This is a genomic window from Nonomuraea sp. NPDC049028, from assembly GCF_043197735.1.
Lineage (GTDB): Bacteria > Actinomycetota > Actinomycetes > Streptosporangiales > Streptosporangiaceae > Nonomuraea.
Genome location: NZ_JBICTR010000001.1, coordinates 709,854 through 727,415 on the forward strand (window position 1 = coordinate 709,854; position 17,562 = coordinate 727,415).

The following is a 17,562-nucleotide window of genomic DNA, read 5'->3' on the forward strand; positions in this document are numbered from 1 at the left end:
GTGATTCGTCGAACGGCCGCCACCGCCCTGCTGGCCCTCCTCATGTTGGGGGCCGGCACGGGCTGTGGCGCGGGGTCGGCCGTCAGCGACTACGGCAAGGTCATCAAGGGCGCCAAGGGCTCGACGGTCACAGTGGAGGTCGGCGCGGGCCAGCGGTTCTCGCTGGCCGTGGTCGACAACCCGTCCGTCGGTGACCAGTGGCGCCTCGTGGCGGTGCCCGACGCCAAGGTGGCCTCGTTCATCAGCAAGGAATACAAGAGCGAAGGCGGCGGGACGGGCTCGGGCGGCACCAGCTACTTCGTCTTCAACGGCAAGCACCCGGGCAACACCGAGATCAGGCTGTACGACTGCTGGCGCTGCCCCCGCGCCGGTGCCAGCCCGGTCGACGAGCAGAGCAAGGCGCAGTCGGGCGAAGCGATCTTCGCGGTCGTCGTCAAATAGAGCACCCGTGGGGGAGACCTGTGGATTTCATGCGAGTGCGCGCCTCGACCGACGGCGCGGAGACGATCTCGTGGTGGACCGGTGACGTCTACGGCTGGCAGCAGGACGACGGCCCGCACCATCTGTTCGGCTTCGAGGGCGTCAACGTGGCCAGGGCGGTCGAGGTCGACGGCGGCTGGCAGATGCTGACCAGGGAGGCCGCGGCCTACCTCGACCCGAAGTCCCGCGAGATCATCGACACCTGGGACAACCCGTTCACGGGGGCGTCCGTCGAGGTCCGGCACGTGTTCAACGACCCGGTCAACCAGCGCTTCGGCGCCTACCCCGTGCCCACCACCAGGCTCGGTGACCAGGTCGTCTTCAACGCCGACATCCGGCTGGCCTACCCGTCGCCGCTCAAGGTCGCCGACTATCCCGACAACTCGGCCAGTGACACTTATCGGGCGCTGGAGCTGTTCCAGTTCTTCGCCTCGGCCAAGGATCTCGACTCCGGCGAGCCGAGTGTGCCGTGCGTGTTCTCGTGGTGCCGGGTCTCGCCGTGGCTGCCGTGGATGGCGATGGGGCAGCGCCAGGGCGGGCTGGTCTACCACTGCCGCGGCCACAAGACGACCGAGGTGCCCGACCGGCTCCGCGCGCACGTGGGCGAGCACTTCCTGCACGCGCCCGAGGAGTGGTCGGCGCCCAACGTGACCAGCTGGACGGCTTTCGCCGACAAGTCCGCCCGATAAGGCCCGGTAGGGTCGGCCGGTGAGCAACGACCTGTTCTGCGAGATCGTCGCGGGCGAGCGGCCCGCCCACATCGTCCACTCCGACGAGATCGTCGTCGCCTTCCTCGACGTCCGCCCGGTCTTCAAGGGCCACGTCCTGGTCGTACCGAGGCTCCATGTCGAGACCTTCGGCGAGCTCGGCGACGTCGGCCCCTTCTTCGAGCGGGTCCAGCTGGTGACCCGCGCGGTCGAGGAGGGGCTGGAGGCGGCCGGTACGTTCGTCGCGATGAACAACCGCATCAGTCAGAGCGTGGCGCACCTGCACGTCCACGTGGTGCCGCGCAACCCGAAGGACGGGTTGCGCGGTTTCTTCTGGCCCCGCACCAAGTACGCCTCCGAGGAGGAGGCGCGGTCCTACGCCGAGCTGATCGCTAAAGCGCTTCCTGCGGAGTGACGACCCGCTCGGCCTTCGGCGGCCGGGTGACGAGCGGCAGCACGAGGGCCACCAGCGCGATGATCCCGATCACGGTGAACGCCGTGGTGTAGTTGTCGCCCGAGATGAGCGCGGCCGCGAGCAGCGGTCCGACGATCCCACCGACGCTCCAGGCCACGATCATCAGCCCGTAGATGCCGCCCGCGTTGCGCAGGCCGAAGAAGTCGCCCGCGGTGGCGGGCATGGTGCCGAACCCGCCGCCGTAGCAGAGGTAGACCACCGCCGACAGGACCGCGAACAGGGCCACCTGCGAGGCGTGGCCGAGCAGCAGGAAGCAGATCCCCTGCAGGCCGAGCATCCCGGCGAAGGCGAACATCCGCCCGGTCCGCTCCGAGATCCAGCCCCAGAAGATCCGCCCGGCGCCGTTGAACAGCCCCATGACGCCGGTCAGCGTGGCCGCGGCGGCCGCGGTGTAGCCGGCGATGGACGTGGCGGCCGAGCTGATCACCGAGATGAGTGCGATGCCCGCCGTCACGTTGAGGCAGAGGATGGCGGCCAGCAGGTACCACTGCGGCGTACGCAGCGCCTCGCCCTGCGTGTACTCGCGCCCGCTGGCGGCGATCCGCCCGGTCGCGGCCACCTGGTAGTCGGCCGGCGGGTTGCGGAAGAAGAACGCGCCCACCAGCGTCATCACCAGGTACGCCACGCCCAGCGTGAGGAACGCCCTGGTCGGCACCGCCGGGTTGGCCTCGACCAGCCGTTGCGCGACGGGCGAGGTCACCACGGCGCCGAAGCCGAAGCCGCCCACCGCGATCCCGGTGATCAGCCCGCGCTTGTCCGGGAACCACTTCTGCAGCATGGCGATCGGCACGATGTACCCGAGCCCGAGGCCGAAGCCCGCGATGACGCCGTAGCCGAGGATGAGCAGCCATAACTGGGAGTGATCGGCGGCGAAGCCGGCCAGCAGGATGCCGAGCGAGTAGAGCACGCCGCCCGCCAGGGCGACCGGTCGCGGGCCGCGTACGTCCTGGATCCGGCCGCCGATGAAGGTGCCCAGGAAGATCATGCCGATCGTCACCGAGAACGGCAGCGCGGCCTCCGCCTTGGTGAGGTCGAAGTCGCTCGCCTTGGCCTGGAGTGCCTTGGAGAACACGCTCCAGGAGTAGACGGCGCCCAGCGCGAGCTGGAAGAGTACCGCGGCCGCCGCGAGTAACCAGCGATTCATCCGACCCTCACCACCGCGTTGTAGTCGGGGATGCCCGCCTGTGGCGAGCGCTTGTTCCGGTCGATGAGCACTTCGCCCTCCGGCCAGTGGACCTGCAGGTTGCCCGGCGTGACGGGGGCGCGCACGACCCGCCCGGTCAGCTCGCCGGTGTCGCTCTTCAGCCGTACCGGGTCGCCGTCGTTCAGGCCGAGCCGGTCGGCGTCGATCGGGTTCATCAGCACGGCCTCGCGGGTGGCTCCGGTGAGGGCGTCGCGCTTCTCGTACACCATCGAGTTGAACTGCTTGCCCCGGCGGGTGGTGACCACGAACGTGCCGTCGGGGCGGTTCAGCGGCGGCACCTCGACCACCGAGAAGCGCGCTCGGCCGTCGGGGGTGGGGAACTTCCAGCCCGCGCAGAGCAGCGGGCCGCCGTACTGGAGGTTGTCGCCCTTGGCCTTGAGGTTCTCGATGCCCGCGTAGGCGGGGACGGACCGGGCGATGTCCTCGCGGATCTGCGGCGTGCCGGTATAGCGCACGTGTTCCGAAATTTCGGGACGTGTTCGGGCGGCCAGTTCGGTGGTGATCTTCCACTCCGGCCAGGCCTCGGGGATGCGCGGGCCGGGGATCTCGGGGGAGAAGATGATCCGCCGCTCCGTGGAGGTGGCCGTGACCCCGCCGATCATCTCGTAGCGGGTCTGGGCGGGCAGCAGAAGCACCGCGGAGCCGGGCTCCACCAGCATCTGGCTCGACAGGCAGATGTCGATGTGCACCCGCAGCGGGATCCGGGCCAGCGCCCGGCGGCAGGCGGCCGGGTCGGGCAGGACCTCCAGGAAGTTGCCGCCGCTGGAGATCAGCACGTCCAGGTCGGCCTCCAGCATCTCGGGGGCGGTACGGCCGGGCGACGAGGGCACCTCGAAGCCCCACAGCTCCGCGAACGTGGCGGCGTTCTCCGGGGTGACGGCCAGGCCGCCCGGCAGCGCCGTGCTGTAGGCGCCCATCTCGGCGCCGCCCTGCACGCCGCTGTGGCCGCGGATGGGCATCAGCCCGGACTTCTCGCGGCCCACGAAGCCTTTGGTGAGCCCCAGGTTGATGATCGACCGGACGTTGTCCTCGCCGAACTCGTGCTGCGTGACGCCCATCGACCACACCAGCACGGCGGTCTTCGCCTCGTGGAGCATCCTGGCCAGCTCGCGCATGTCGTCTTCCGACGCCCCGGAGAGCGCGCTCAGCTCCTCGTACGAGCGCTTGCTCAGGGACTCGGCCAGCTCCGCGTAGCCCGCGGTGTGCGAGTCGACGAACTCATGGTCCACCCAGTTGTTGTCGATCATCATCTTGAGCACGCCGCTGAGGAACGCGACGTCGCCGCCCACATTCACCAGGAAGAACCGGTCGGTGATCCGGGTGCCGAAGACCGCGCTCTCGATGTTCGACGGCACCCAGTACTTGTCCATGCCGGGCTCGCGATAGGTGTTGACCACCGCGACCTTCGTGCCCTCCTTCTTGGCGTGGTAGAGGTACTTCATCGCGACCGGCTGGTTGTTGGCCACGTTCGAGCCGATGAAGACGATCAGGTCGCTGCCGATCCAGTCGGCGTAGGAGCAGGTGGTGGCGGCCACGCCGAGCGACCCCTTCAGCGCCACGGTCGACGGCGAGTGGCAGATCCTGGCCGCGTTGTCGATCGAGTTGCCGCCCAGCGCGCGTACGGCCTTCTGCGCGGCGAAGTAGTTCTCGTTGGGTTCGCCGCGGCTGGTCATGTAGAGCCCGAACTTGTCCGGCCCGGCCTGCCGGAGCCGGTCGGCGGCCAGGTTCAGCGCCTCGTCCCAGCCGATCCGCCGGAACCCGGCCTCGCCGCTCTCCCGCAGCATCGGGTACGGCAGCCGGCCCAGGTCGCGTAACTCCGCGCTGCTCTTGCCGGCCAGCTGCGACACGTCAGAAAGCAGCCCGCCGTCCAGCGGCGGCATCGTGTTCAGCCGCAGCAGCCGCAGGCGGATGTTGCACAGATGGACCTCGTCCATCGTCCAGTCGCGCATGCCGGTGGTGCCGAGCGCGCAGCCGTCACAGGCGCCGTCACGCAGGATCCGCCAGGCATACCGCCGTTGACCGCGGTTCTCGCGGACGGCCTTCCAGATCTCGAGGTAGTTGTTGGGCTTCTGCTCGCCGAGCCCGAACGGTTTCAGGCCGGCCCAGTTCTTCGGATCGAGGCCCATGACAGGAACTCCTTGCTCTTTGTCGGAACGTAGATCGGGACTGTCGAAGCGTCAAGGCGGGCACTAGGCTCCGGCGGCGTGGAATACCTGGTCGGAGTCGCCGTGGTGACCGTGCTCGTGGGCGTGCCCGCGATCGTGCTCTGGAGGGTCCTGCGCGGGCGGCGCGAGCTGGGCACCAGCCCGGCCGAGCGGGCCACGTTCGAGACCTTGCACACCGCCTCCCTGGCCGGGCCGCCGCTGCGCGCCGGGCTGACCGAGGAGGCCGTCCAGAAGGCGTCGCGGCACCTGCGTACGCTGCTCGGCTCGTCGGCGCTGGCGATCACCGACGGGAAGCGGCTGCTCGTCTACGACGGCGCGGGGGAGCACCACGCGGGTCAGGCGTTCGAGCACGCGGGCGCGACGCTGAAGGACGGCCGCACCCAGGTGCTCGCCATCGAGTGCGAGCTGCTCGAATGCCCGATCCGGCACGCCGTGGTCGTACCGCTCACCACCGACGACCGGGTCGTCGGCGCGCTGGCGGCCTACGGCCCGCACGCCTCGGCGGGGCTGGTCAGGGCCGCCCAGGAGGTGGCCGGTTGGGTGGACTCGCAGCTGGAGCTGGCCGAACTGGACCGCTCCCGCACCCTGCTGATGGAGGCCGAGGTACGGGCGCTGCGGGCGCAGATCTCGCCGCACTTCATCTACAACTCGCTGACCACGATCGCGTCTTTCGTCCGCACCGACCCGGAACGCGCCCGCGAGCTGCTGCTGGAGTTCGCCGACTTCACCCGCTACTCCTTCCGCCGGCACGGCGAGTTCACCACGCTGGCCGAGGAGCTGCGCTCGATCGACCGCTACCTGATCCTGGAACGCGCCCGTTTCGGCGACCAGCTCCAGGTGACCCTCCGCATCGCCCCCGAGGTGCTGCCCGTCGCGGTGCCGTTCCTGTGCCTGCAGCCGCTGGTGGAGAACGCCGTCCGCCACGGCCTGGAGAGCAAGAACGGCGTCGGTCGCATCACGATCGTCGCCGAGGACGCCGGAGCCGAGTGCCGCCTCAGCGTCGAGGACGACGGCCTCGGCATGGAGCCCGACAAGCTGCGCCGCATCCTCGCAGGTGAGATAGCCCCCGCGGGCGGCGTGGGGCTGGCCAACGTGGACGAGCGACTGCGCCAGGTGTACGGAGACGAGTACGGGCTGGTCGTCGAGACGGGCCCCGGCGCGGGCACGAAGGTCAACATCAGGTTGCCGAAGTATCACCCCGGCGTCTCGGCCCGTTGACCTCGATCTTTGTTGTCGGTTTTATCACTGTGTATGGCACAACTCCGGGTCCTCGCCGTCGACGACGAGCTACCCGCTCTGGAAGACCTGTCGTACTTACTGCGCGCCGACCCTCGTATCGGGGAGGTGGCCACCGCGAGGGACGGCGCCGCGGCGCTGAAGCTGCTCGACCGGGCCATCGCTGACGGCCGGCCGATCGACGCCGTCTTCCTCGACATCAGGATGCGCGGGCTCGACGGCGTGGTGCTCGGGCGGCTGCTGTCGCAGTTCGCCAATCCGCCCCGGGTCGTGTTCGTCACCGCGTACGAGGAGCACGCGGTCGACGCCTTCGAGATCAAGGCCGAGGACTACCTGCTCAAACCGGTGCGCCCCGAACGGCTGGCCGAGGCGATCAGGCGGGTGGCCGTCTCGGCCGACGTGCCGGTCGAGCTCGGCGAGTCCGACACCATCCCGGTCGAGCTGGGCGGCGTGACCCGGTTCGTCTCCAGCGCCGACGTGGTGTACGTCGAGGCGCACGGCGACTACGCCCGCCTGCACACCGCCGCGGGCAGCCACCTGGTGCGCATCCCGCTGGCCACGCTGGAGGACCGCTGGGCCTCGGCCGGGTTCGTCCGGGTGCACCGCAGCCACCTCGTCGCGGTCAAGCACATCGAGGAGCTGCACATCGACTCCGGCAAGTGCACGGTCCGGGTCGGCGACACCGAGATCCCGGTCAGCCGCCGCCACACCCGCGAACTGCGCGACATGCTCGTCCGCCGGGCCAAGAGAGGACGGCCGGAGTGAGCCCGGAGCCCCGCCCCGCCCGCCGGGTGCCGCTCGCCCGCCACGACACGGCGCGCCGGGTCACGGTGACGAGCCCCCGCACCGCCGCCGCGCGCCGCCCCCGCTACCCGGCCACCCGCGAGATCGACGAGCAGACGCACCTCGGCGAGGTGTACATGCGCTCGCTGCTACGCACCCAGTTCCGGCTGGCCCTGTTCGTCTGCACGGTGCTGGCGTGCGTAGTGGGCGGTCTGCCGCTGCTGTTCCTGGCCATCCCGGAGCTGCGCGAGGCGGACCTGCTGGGCATCCCGCTCCCGTGGGCGGTGCTCGCCGGCCTCATCTACCCCGCCTTCGTCGTGGGCGCGTGGCTCTACGTACGGCAGGCCGAACGCAACGAGCGCCACTTCGCCGACCTGGTCGAACGCCCATGAGCCTCACCGCGGTCGTCGTCGTGGTGGTGGCGGCCGTGCTCATCGGGGCGTTCGGCATCCGGTTCTCCCGTACCACCTCCGACTTCTACGTCGCCTCCCGCTCGGTCAGCCCGCTGTGGAACGCCTCGGCGATCGGCGGCGAGTACCTGTCGGCGGCGTCGTTCCTCGGGGTGGCGGGGCTGATCCTGTCGTTCGGCGCCGACATGCTGTGGCTGCCCGTCGGCTGGACCGGCGGCTACCTCGTGCTGCTCGTGCTGGTCTCCGCGCCGTTGCGCCGCTCGGGCGCGTACACGCTGCCCGACTTCGCCGAGGCCAGGCTGGAGTCGATGACCGTACGCCGCACGGCCAGCGTGCTCGTCGTGCTCATCGGCTGGCTCTACCTGATGCCGCAGTTCCAGAGCGCGGGCCTGGTGCTGCGGACGGTCACCGGGGCGCCGGTGTGGGTGGGCGGGCTGCTGGTGGCGGCCGTGGTCGCGGTCAACGTGCTGTCGGGCGGCATGCGGTCGATCACGTTCGTGCAGGCGTTCCAGTACTGGCTCAAGCTGACGGCGCTGGCCGTACCGCTGGTGTTCCTGCTCATGGCGTGGCGCGCGGACGGGGCGCCCGCGGTGAGCGCGGCCGACGCGGCCACCTGGCAGGTGCCGCTCGCCGGCGGCAAGGAGTACGGCCTGTACTCGACGTACTCGCTGATCCTGGCCACCTTCCTCGGCACGATGGGCCTGCCGCACGTACTCGTCCGCTTCTACACCAACCCCGACGGCCGGACCGCGCGCCGCACCACGCTCGTGGTCCTGTCGCTGCTCGGCGCGTTCTACCTGCTGCCCGCGCTGTACGGCTGGCTGGGCCGGTTGTACGTACCCGAACTGGTGGGGACCGACGCGGTCGTGCTGACCCTGCCGGAGCGGATGGTCGGCGGCACCCTGGGCGACCTGCTGACCGCGCTCGTCACGGCGGGGGCGTTCGCGGCGTTCCTGTCCACTTCGTCGGGGCTGACCGTGTCGGTGGCCGGAGTGATCGCCCAGGATCTGCTCAAGGGCAGTGTCCGCTCGTTCAGGGCCGCCACGCTCATGGCGGTCGCGGTGCCGCTGGCCCTGGCGCTGTGGGCGCGGGCCCTGCCGGTGGCCGACGTGGTGGGGCTGGCGTTCGCGGTGGCGGCCTCGTCGTTCTGCCCGCTGCTCGTGCTCGGCATCTGGTGGCGCCGCCTCAGCACCACGGGCGCGCTGGCCGGGCTGCTCGTGGGCGGCGGCCTGGCCAGCGCGGCGGTGCTGGCCACGATCACCGGCGGGCCGTACGACGGGCTCGCGGGCGCCCTGCTGGCCCAGCCGGCCGCCTGGACGGTGCCGATCGCGTTCGCGGTGATGGTGTCGGTGTCGTTCCTGACGCCGCACCGGGTCCCGGCGGGAGTGGCGCGGACCATGGTCCGCCTGCACACCCCGGAGGACCTGGACCTGGACCGCGGCGACTGGCGGCCCCGCTCGTCCTGAGTCTCAAGGAGGCTGCTCGCCGGAGCCGCGGGTGATCAGTTCGACCGGTACCTTGACCCGCCGCGGCTGGTCCGAGGGGTCCAGGAGCAGGTCCACCGCGCTGCGGCCCAGCCGCGTCACGTCGTAGCGCACCACCGTCACTCCCGGGTTGAACACCTCCGCCAGCGCGAAGTCGTCGAAGCCCACGAACGCCGGGCGTTCGGGCCGCTCGCGCAGCGCCTGGAGGATGCCGATCGCGGCCCGGTTGTTGGTGGCGAAGAACGCCGTCGGCGGGTCGGTCAGCGACAGCAGGCGCGTCACCTCCTGTCCGGCCCGCCACGGGTCGAACACCTCCCGCACCACCAGCGACTCGTCCACCGCCACCCCGGCCTCCCGCAGCGCCGCGCGGTAGCCGGAGGCGCGGTCGTGGACCGAGCTCAGCCCGTCGTCGTCGGAGATCAGCCCGATGCGCCGGTGTCCGTGCCGCAGCAGGTGCTCCGTCGCCATCCGGCCGCCCCTGACGTCGTCCAGCAGCACCACGTCCGCCTGCTCCAGGCCGTGCGGCACCCGGTCCACGAACACCGTGGTCAGGCCGCCGTGCTCGCCGAGCCAGCCGTGGTCGGCGGCCGACGGCACGATGATCAGCGAGTCGACGCCCCGGGCGTACATGGACTCCACGAGCATCCGCTCCCGCTCCGGACGCTCCTCGTACGAGCCGAAGACGACCAGCGCCTCATGGTCGGCCGCCGCCGATTCCACCGCCTTGGCCAGGCGGGAGTAGAACTCGTTGGAGATGTTCTCCATGACCAGGCCGAGGGTCAGCATGGTGGCGCGGCGGGCCAGCCGGCTGGCCGCCTCGTTGCGGCGGAAGCCGAGCGCGCTGATGGCCTCCTGCACCCGCTGCCGCAGCGGCGCGCTCACGTGCGGCTCCTGGTTGACCACCCGCGAGACGGTCTTCAGGCTCACCCCCGCGCGCCTGGCGACGTCGGCCATGGTCGGGTTGATGGCTCCCTTGTGGCCTGTCATATGGTGCCCCCATGGATGATGAATGGATCTGCGGACGGCTGGGCGAGGACGAGCCGTGGATGCTGGGCGCGGTCAACCCGCCGGTGTTCGAGAACTCCCTGTTCACCTTCGAGACGGCCGGCGAACTGGGTGAGGCGATCAGGAACGAGGACGAGCGCTACGTCTACTGGCGGGGCACCAACCCGACGGTCGACCTGGCGCAGCGCAAGCTTGCCGCGCTGGAGCGGGGGGAGCGGGCCAAGTGTTTCGCCTCGGGAATGGGCGCGATCGCCGCGACCATCTCCTCGCTGGTGAAGGCCGGTGACCATGTGCTGGTGCTGGGCGCGGTCTATGGGCCCACCACCCAGTTCCTGCGTTACCTGGAGAAGTTCGGCGTCACGCATACGCACGTCGATGACCTCGAAGGCTGTGACAGCGCTATCACGGCGAGCACCCGCCTACTCTACTTCGAGTCGCCCTCCTACATGGCCTACGCCGTCGTGGACATCGCGGAGGTGACCGCCTGGGCGCGGGAGCGGGGGCTGGTGACGGTGATGGACAACACCTGGTCCACGCCGCTGTTCCAGAAGCCGCTGACGCTCGGGGTGGACCTGGTCGTGCACTCGCTGTCGAAGTACATCGGCGGCCACAGCGACCTGGTCGGCGGCGTGGTGATCGGGCCGTCGCGGCTCATCAGGCCGCTGGCGCTGACCGAGTACCAGCTCTACGGGGCGGCCATGTCGCCGCACGACGCGGCCAAGGTGATCAAGGGCCTGCGTACGCTGCCGGTACGGATGGCGGCGCACCAGGAGCGCGGGCTGGCGGTGGCCGGGTTCCTGGCGGATCATCCGGCGGTGCGGCGGGTCAACTATCCGGGGCTGCCCTCGCATCCCGGTCACGCGCAGGCGCTTCGCCAGATGTCCGGCTTCTCCAGCCTGTTCAGCCTGGAACTGGACACCGACTCCCGGCCGGTGGTCGCAGCATTCATCGATTTGTTGCGATATTTCAGGATCGGGGTGTCTTGGGGAGGCTTTGAGAGTCTGGTCAACGCGCCCGCGCTCTCGACCGAGGAGAGCGTACGAGCGACCATGGGCATCCCGATCGGGCTGGTCCGTCTGTCGGTCGGGCTGGAACCCGCCGATACGTTGATCAAGGACCTCGGTCTAGCGCTGGAGGGTGCCAGTCCCCTAGCGTGATTGACAGCGCTGTCTTTCCTCTCTGGAGGCTCAGATGAGAACCCCCCTCCTCGCGTCCTTCGTCGCGGCAACCCTGGTGCTCGCGGGCTGCGGCTCCGGGTCGTCCTCTGGAGAGGTACGGCTGCGCATGATCGAGAGCCTGACCAGCCCCGAGCGGACGAAGCTGATCAAGACCTTGATCGCGGACTTCGAGAAGGCGAACCCGAAGATCAAGGTGGAGCTGATCTCGCCGCCGCTCGACAGCGCCGACCAGAAGATCACCCAGATCCTGCAGACGAAGAAGGGCTTGGACGTCCTGGAGGTCCGCGACCACACGGCCAAGTCCTTCTCCAACAACGGCTGGCTGGCCGTACTGCCGACCACGGACTGGCCGGGCTGGTCGGACCTGACCGAGCTGGCCCAGAAGAAGGCGGTCGAGGTCGGCGGCAAGCCGTACCTCATCCCGTACGGCTTCTATGAGCGCACGCTGTTCTACCGGACCGACTGGGGCATGACCCAGCCGCCCACGACCTGGCAGGAGCTCTACGAGGCCGGCAAGAAGATGACCTCGGGCGACAGGTTCGGCTACTCCTTCCGGGGCGGCAAGGGCGGCGCCGACTACGTCGTCCAGATGATCAGCGCCTACAACGGCGAGGCCCTGAACCCCGAGAAATCCTTCTTCCTCAAGGACAAGCGGACGATCTTCTCGACCCCCGAGGCCGTCCAGGCCACGGACCTGTTCGTGAAGATCTTCAAGGAGATCTCGCCGCCCGACTCGGTGTCGTGGGGCTACCCGGAGATGGTCCAGGGCTTCACCTCGGGCGTCACCGGCATGCTCATCCAGGACCCCGAAGTGATCAAGACGGTCGAGGAGAGCTCGGTCAAGACCTGGTCCACGGCCCCGATCCCCAAGGGTCCGTCGGGCTACGCCTTCCAGCCGGTCGGCTACGCCGGCTGGGGCGCGACCTCCTTCAGCCAGCACCCCAAGGAGGCGGTCAAGCTGGTGCAGTTCCTGTCGGAGGCCAAGCAGAGCATCGCCTTCGCCAAGGGCAACTCGCTCATCCCGATCTCCAAGCAGGCCCAGGGCGACCCGCAGTTCTCCCAGGGCGCCTGGAAGGCCTACCTTCAGGCGCAGCAGGACCCCAAGCAGGTGATCACGATCCGGCCGGTCGACTACCCGGGCTGGAGCCAGTTCCAGGTCGACTCCGACCGTGACGTGCAGGCGCTGCTCACCGGCAAGAAGACCACGGCCGAGGTGCTCAAGTCGTGGGACGCGTTCTGGACGGACCAGGCGAAGAAGGTCTCGTGAGCGTGGGATCGGCCAGACCCGCGTTCACCACCCGCAAGGCCAGGTTCATCGCCCTGTGCCTGCTGCCCGGCGTGGTCTTCGTGGTGCTCTTCACGTACTACCCGGTCATCCGCGGCGCGATCATCGCCTTCCAGCAGTACAACCTGTTCGACCTGACCTCGACGCCGTTCGTGGGCCTGGAGAACTTCCGTGCCGTGCTGGCCGAGGACCGGTTCTGGACGGCGCTCCGCAACACCGGCACCTGGGTGGTCGTGTCGCTGTTCTTCCAGTTCTTCCTCGGCTTCGGGCTGGCGCTGCTGCTGCGGCGGCACTTCCGCGGCCGGGGGCTCTACCAGGCGTGGGTGTTCTTCCCCTGGGCGATGTCGGGGTTCCTGATCGGGCTGCTGTGGCGGTGGATGTTCAACGGGCAGTTCGGGGTGATCAACGACCTGCTGCTCAGGAGCGGGATCATCGAGCACCGCATCGGCTTCCTCGCGACGCCCGGGTGGGCGATGACCTCGGTCATCGTCGCCAACGTCTGGTACGGCGTGACGTTCTTCGCCATCATGATCATGGCGGCCCTGCAGTCGGTGCCCCGTGAGCTCTACGAGGCGGCGGACGTGGACGGGGCGTCACGGCTCAGGCAGTTCTGGCACGTGACGCTGCCGCACATCCGGCCGACGCTGGCGCTGATCGTGCTGCTGCGCATCATCTGGATCCTGAACTTCCCCGACCTGATCTACTCGATGACCGGCGGCGGACCCGCGGGGAGCACCGACATCATCACCACGTTCCTCATCCAGCAGGTGATCGGCGGCGACTACGGCCGAGGGGGCGCGGTCGGCATGCTCGTCCTCGGCCTGCTGCTCGCCTTCAGCGTCTTCTACTTGAACGCCACCCGATTCGAGAAGGCCCGATGAGACGCCTGGCCAAAGCGATCGTGCTCGGCGTCTGGCTGCTGATCACGCTCTTCCCCCTCTACTGGATCGTCGTAACCTCGCTCAAGCCCAAGGCCGAGATCTTCTCGATGCCGATCAAATACTGGCCGGGCAACGTGACGTTCGAGCACTACGCGGACCTGTTCTCCTTCGCCGACTTCGGCACCTACCTGCTCAACAGCCTGCTCGTCTCGCTGGTGGCGGCCGGGGCGGTGACCATGATCGGCGTGCTCAGCGGCTACACGCTGGCCCGCTTCAGCTTCCCCGGGCGGGGCGCGCTCATGCTGGCCTTCCTGGTCACCCAGATGCTCCCGCTGTTCATCGCGCTCGGCCCGCTCTATCTGCTGATGTCCGACCTCGACCTGCTCAACCGGCTGGCCGGGCTCATGCTCGTGTACGTCGCCATGCTGGTGCCGTTCTCCACGATCATCATGCGCGGCTTCTACGAGCGCGTCCCCGTGGCCCTGGAGGAGGCCGCGCAGGTCGACGGCGCCTCCCGGCTGGTCGCCATGGTCCGGGTGGTGATCCCGGTGATGCTGCCGGGCATCGCCGCGACGTTCATCTTCGCCTTCGTGCAGTGCTGGAACGAGTTGTTCCTGGCGATCACGTTCATCGACAGCGAGGACGCCAAGACCATCCCCGTCGCCATGAACTCCTTCATCACCCAGTACGACATCGACTGGGGCTCGATGGCCGCCGCCACCGTGGTCTCGGTGCTGCCGACGCTGGTGCTGTTCGCCGCGATCCGCCGCTACATCGTCGAAGGGCTCACGGCCGGCGCGGTCAAGGGGTGACGACCGTCAGCCGGTGAGCGCGGCCATGAGCTCGTCTCTGCCGCTGGCGCCGGTCTTGCGGAACACCGCCTTCAGGTGGTCGTTGACCGTGTGCACCGACAGGTCGAGGCGGCGGGCGATCTGCTTGGGGGCCGCCCCGTCGTACAGGCACTCCACGACGCACCGTTCGCGCGGCGTGATGCCGTACCAGTCGCAGAAGGAGGGGAGCAGCAGCGGGCCGGTGGCCGCCTGGATGACGATGGCCACATCGCCGTCGCCGTCGGGGGAGAGGGGCTGGCCCTCGATCACCGTCCAGCGGCCGAAGCTGGCCGCCGGCGCGCAGATCAGCGGGCGCCAGGAGTCGGGGTCGCGGGCGTACGTCCGCGTGTCGAGTGACAGGCCGATCATCGACGTGTCGGCCAGCCAGTCGGGCAGGTCGCACCGGCCGGGCGTCCACATCTGCGCCAGCCACGCGCGGGCCTGCGGCGTGACCGCGCGGACGGCGTGGTCGGCGCCTATCACGATCAGGCCCGCGGGCAGCACCGGGAACGACGGGGTCAGCGGCGCGACGGTCACATAGCGGCGCAGCGCGGCCAGCAGCGCCGGGGCCAGCCGTACCGCTCTGTCCGCGTCCTCGGCGCCGAACGGCCGCCCGCCCTCCGAGCGGATCAGCCCGAGCAACCCCCACACGCCGCGGGAGTCGCGCAGCAGCAGCCGGAGTTCGCAGCCCGCACCGTGTGCCAGCAGCACCTCCCGCGTCAGCCGGTCGCCGTGCAGGTCGCACGGCCCCTCGCCGTGCTGCTTGCAGCGGCTGCCGTCGCATCCCGCGCCCACCAGGCCCACCGGCACGGGCCGCCGGGCGAGCGCGGCCGGGCGGCACGGATCGTCGTCGAGGTAGCGGCTCATCGCGAGCGCGCGGATGAGCGCCGGCTCGTAGCGGTGCCAGAAGCTGAAGGACCCGAGCCCCAGCCCGGTCGCCGGGCTGGTGCCGACCAGCCGCAGCGCGTCATGACTGACCCACCGCGAGACGGCGCGCGAGATCGCCTCACCCAGCTCGTCGGGGCCGGCGCCCTGCCCCATCGCCGCGTTGAGCTCGCGGAAGAGCCGATCCTCCGATGGAATCACGCCGATCACATCAGCATGGCGGGAGGGCTCACCACAATCGCCTCTCAGGGTAGTCATTTGATCACTCAGAGTAAGTATGAACTTGATGGCCTTTCGCCCCGAGTGTGCTGTAAGGAGGCAAGGTGGCAGATGAGTTACTGGTGGTGAGATGTCAGCTCGCTCAAGGAGCCGGGCCGGTTCGCGCCGTGGCTGGCTGTTCACGATGCAGGCGCGAATTGCCGTGACCGTTCATCGCGGCGCCGGTGCTAGTCGTCGTGACCGTTCATCGCGTGGATGCGACCTTTCGCCGCAACTCCCTCCCAACTAGGCGCTGAGCTGCGGCGGCTCGCCGAACAGCCTCCCCAGGGGCCTCCACGAAGGATAGGTTTCGCTCCTATCTTGTGCGTGATCCGCATCACAGTGGAGGACTCGTGACGACTAAACAACATGACGCATCCGTCTATGAAGAGATTCAGGGGAGCGCCGAATTCCAGGACCTGAAGCGGCGCTTCCGGCGGTGGACGTTCCCGATGACCGCGGCGTTCCTGGTGTGGTACCTGCTCTACGTGGTGCTGTCCGGGTGGGCACGTGACTTCATGGGGATCAAGCTGTTCGGCAACATCAACGTGGCGCTGATCTTCGGCCTGCTGCAGTTCGTCTCCACGTTCTGGATCGCGTGGGCGTACTCCAGGCACGCCGACAAGAAGCTCGACCCGATCGCCGACAAGCTCCGCCACGAGGTCGAGGAGAAGACCCAGTGAAGTCCGAGACCCTGGCCACCATCCTCTTCCTCACCTTCGTCGCGCTCACGCTGGTCATCACGTTCTGGGCCAGCAGGCAGACGAAGACCGCGGCCGACTACTACGCCGGCGGCCGGTCGTTCAGCGGCGTGCAGAACGGCCTGGCGATCGGCGGCGACTACATGTCGGCCGCGTCCTTCCTCGGCATCGCCGGCATCATCGCCCTGTCCGGCTACGACGGGTTCCTCTACTCCATCGGCTTCCTGGTGGCGTGGCTGGTCGCGCTGCTGCTGGTCGCCGAGCTGATGCGTAACTCCGGCAAGTTCACGATGGCCGACGTGCTGGCCTTCCGGATGAGCCCGCGCCCGGTCAGGACCGCCGCGGGCGTGTCCACGATCACGGTGAGCATCTTCTACCTGCTGGCGCAGATGGTGGGCGCGGGCGCCCTGGTAGGCCTGCTGCTCGGCATCACCAGCCCCTCGGGCAAGGCGTGGACGATCGTCGGGGTGGGCGCCCTGATGATCGTGTACGTGGTGTTCGGCGGCATGAAGGGCACCACCTGGGTGCAGATCGTCAAGGCCGTGCTGCTGATGACCGGCGCCGCCCTGATCACCCTCCTGGTGCTGGGCCACTACGGCTTCAACCTGTCGTCCCTGCTGGGCGACGCGGCGACGCAGAGCGGCAAGAACGGCAACTTCCTCATCCCCGGCCTCAAGTACGGCACCGAGGCGCAGGGCCTCGCGGGCAAGATCGACCTGATCAGCCTCGGTCTCGCCCTGGTCCTCGGTACGGCGGGCCTGCCGCACATCCTGATCCGCTTCTACACGGTCCCGACGGCCAAGGACGCCCGCAAGTCGGTGCTCTGGGGCATCGGCATCATCGGCGTCTTCTACCTGCTCACCCTGGTCCTCGGCTTCGGCGCGGCGGCCCTGGTCGGCAGCAAGGCCATCGCCGCCTCGGACAAGGCGGGCAACACGGCCGCACCGCTGCTGGCCAAGGCAGTCGGTGAGACGTTCCTCGGCTCGGCGGGCGGCACGATCCTGCTGGCGCTGATCGGCGCGGTGGCCTTCGCCACGATCCTGGCCGTGGTGGCCGGGCTCACGCTGGCCTCCTCCTCCAGTTTCTCGCACGACCTGTACGCGCACGTGTTCCGGCGCGGCAACGCCACCGAGCGCGAGGAGGTGCTGGTGGCCCGCATCTCGGCGTTCGTCATCGGCGCGGTCGCCATCGGCCTCGGCATCCTGGCGCAGGGACAGAACGTCGCGTTCCTGGTGGCGCTGGCGTTCGCGGTGGCCGCCTCGGGCAACCTGCCGGCGATCCTCTACAGCCTGTTCTGGAAGAGGTTCAACACCGCGGGCGCGGTCAGCGCCATCTACGGTGGCCTGATCTCCGCCCTGCTGCTGGTCATCTTCTCGCCGGTGGTGTCCGGCTCGGAGACGGCCCTGTTCAAGACGGCGCACTTCAACTGGTTCCCGCTGAGCAACCCGGGCATCATCTCGATCCCGCTGGGCTTCCTGTTCGGCTACCTCGGCACGATCCTGAGCAAGGAGTACAACGCGGCCAAGTACGCCGAGATCGAGGTCCGCTCGCTCACCGGTGTCGGCGCCGAGAAGGCCACCGAGCACTGACACCCG

General features: G+C 69.2%; 17 protein-coding genes. 13 read left to right on the forward strand and 4 right to left on the reverse strand.

The window, feature by feature from the left end; genetic code table 11:
- Genes ACGFJ2_RS03225 through ACGFJ2_RS03235 form a run of 3 tightly spaced genes read left to right on the forward strand, consistent with a single transcriptional unit; the run spans position 1 to position 1,602 of the window.
- Entirely contained in the window at positions 1-441 is a 441-nt protein-coding gene (locus ACGFJ2_RS03225) for a protease inhibitor I42 family protein (protein WP_393464130.1), read from the forward strand.
- Between the two features lie 29 nt (positions 442-470).
- Complete coding sequence (locus ACGFJ2_RS03230; protein ID WP_357951608.1) at positions 471-1,169, forward strand: DUF1838 family protein; 699 nt, start codon at positions 471-473, stop codon at positions 1,167-1,169.
- Positions 1,170-1,188: 19 nt separating this feature from the next.
- Complete coding sequence (locus ACGFJ2_RS03235; RefSeq protein ID WP_357951120.1) at positions 1,189-1,602, forward strand: HIT family protein; 414 nt, start codon at positions 1,189-1,191, stop codon at positions 1,600-1,602.
- On the opposite strand, the gene ACGFJ2_RS03240 is transcribed toward ACGFJ2_RS03235, so the two are convergent.
- The gene (locus tag ACGFJ2_RS03240; RefSeq protein WP_357951123.1) at positions 1,580-2,806 is read right to left on the reverse strand and encodes an OFA family MFS transporter; all 1,227 of its coding nucleotides are present in this window, start codon (positions 2,804-2,806) and stop codon (positions 1,580-1,582) included. The genes ACGFJ2_RS03235 and ACGFJ2_RS03240 overlap by 23 nt on opposite strands.
- A complete protein-coding gene (locus ACGFJ2_RS03245; protein ID WP_393464134.1) occupies positions 2,803-4,992 on the reverse strand; it encodes an FdhF/YdeP family oxidoreductase in 2,190 nt (729 codons plus the stop codon). The genes ACGFJ2_RS03240 and ACGFJ2_RS03245 overlap by 4 nt, the downstream gene beginning before the upstream one ends.
- A gap of 78 nt (positions 4,993-5,070) precedes the next feature.
- On the opposite strand from ACGFJ2_RS03245, the gene ACGFJ2_RS03250 reads away from it, so the two are divergent.
- From ACGFJ2_RS03250 to ACGFJ2_RS03265, 4 genes are read left to right on the forward strand one after another with little or no spacing between them, the layout of a single operon-like run.
- The gene (locus tag ACGFJ2_RS03250) at positions 5,071-6,249 is read left to right on the forward strand and encodes a histidine kinase (RefSeq protein ID WP_357951129.1); all 1,179 of its coding nucleotides are present in this window, start codon (positions 5,071-5,073) and stop codon (positions 6,247-6,249) included.
- Between the two features lie 33 nt (positions 6,250-6,282).
- Complete coding sequence (locus ACGFJ2_RS03255; protein ID WP_357951131.1) at positions 6,283-7,032, forward strand: LytTR family DNA-binding domain-containing protein; 750 nt, start codon at positions 6,283-6,285, stop codon at positions 7,030-7,032.
- Positions 7,029-7,442: a hypothetical protein gene (locus ACGFJ2_RS03260; RefSeq protein ID WP_357951134.1), complete on the forward strand. Its 414-nt coding sequence runs from the start codon at positions 7,029-7,031 to the stop codon at positions 7,440-7,442. The genes ACGFJ2_RS03255 and ACGFJ2_RS03260 overlap by 4 nt, the downstream gene beginning before the upstream one ends.
- Positions 7,439-8,926: a cation acetate symporter gene (locus ACGFJ2_RS03265; protein ID WP_393464139.1), complete on the forward strand. Its 1,488-nt coding sequence runs from the start codon at positions 7,439-7,441 to the stop codon at positions 8,924-8,926. The genes ACGFJ2_RS03260 and ACGFJ2_RS03265 overlap by 4 nt, the downstream gene beginning before the upstream one ends.
- Positions 8,927-8,929: 3 nt before the next feature.
- On the opposite strand, the gene ACGFJ2_RS03270 is transcribed toward ACGFJ2_RS03265, so the two are convergent.
- On the reverse strand, positions 8,930-9,931 hold the full coding sequence (locus ACGFJ2_RS03270) for a LacI family DNA-binding transcriptional regulator (RefSeq protein WP_393464142.1): 1,002 nt from the start codon (positions 9,929-9,931) through the stop codon (positions 8,930-8,932).
- 11 nt (positions 9,932-9,942) lie between these two features.
- On the opposite strand from ACGFJ2_RS03270, the gene ACGFJ2_RS03275 reads away from it, so the two are divergent.
- From ACGFJ2_RS03275 to ACGFJ2_RS03290, 4 genes are read left to right on the forward strand one after another with little or no spacing between them, the layout of a single operon-like run.
- Positions 9,943-11,106 (forward strand): aminotransferase class I/II-fold pyridoxal phosphate-dependent enzyme, encoded by a 1,164-nt coding sequence (locus ACGFJ2_RS03275; protein ID WP_357951142.1) that lies wholly within the window; start codon positions 9,943-9,945, stop codon positions 11,104-11,106.
- Positions 11,107-11,140: 34 nt separating this feature from the next.
- Positions 11,141-12,394, forward strand: a complete 1,254-nt coding sequence (locus ACGFJ2_RS03280; protein ID WP_357951144.1) for a sugar ABC transporter substrate-binding protein — start codon at positions 11,141-11,143, stop codon at positions 12,392-12,394.
- Positions 12,391-13,293, forward strand: coding sequence for a sugar ABC transporter permease (locus ACGFJ2_RS03285; RefSeq protein ID WP_358175945.1), 903 nt, complete (start codon positions 12,391-12,393; stop codon positions 13,291-13,293). Before ACGFJ2_RS03280 ends, ACGFJ2_RS03285 begins: the two co-directional genes overlap by 4 nt.
- The gene (locus ACGFJ2_RS03290; RefSeq protein WP_393464147.1) at positions 13,290-14,105 is read left to right on the forward strand and encodes a carbohydrate ABC transporter permease; all 816 of its coding nucleotides are present in this window, start codon (positions 13,290-13,292) and stop codon (positions 14,103-14,105) included. Before ACGFJ2_RS03285 ends, ACGFJ2_RS03290 begins: the two co-directional genes overlap by 4 nt.
- A 6-nt stretch (positions 14,106-14,111) precedes the next feature.
- On the opposite strand, the gene ACGFJ2_RS03295 is transcribed toward ACGFJ2_RS03290, so the two are convergent.
- Entirely contained in the window at positions 14,112-15,209 is a 1,098-nt protein-coding gene (locus tag ACGFJ2_RS03295) for a helix-turn-helix transcriptional regulator (protein ID WP_393464150.1), read from the reverse strand.
- A gap of 410 nt (positions 15,210-15,619) precedes the next feature.
- On the opposite strand from ACGFJ2_RS03295, the gene ACGFJ2_RS03300 reads away from it, so the two are divergent.
- Entirely contained in the window at positions 15,620-15,949 is a 330-nt protein-coding gene (locus ACGFJ2_RS03300) for a DUF485 domain-containing protein (protein ID WP_357951155.1), read from the forward strand.
- Entirely contained in the window at positions 15,946-17,556 is a 1,611-nt protein-coding gene (locus ACGFJ2_RS03305; protein ID WP_358551462.1) for a cation acetate symporter, read from the forward strand. The genes ACGFJ2_RS03300 and ACGFJ2_RS03305 overlap by 4 nt, the downstream gene beginning before the upstream one ends.
- Positions 17,557-17,562 lie beyond the last annotated feature (6 nt).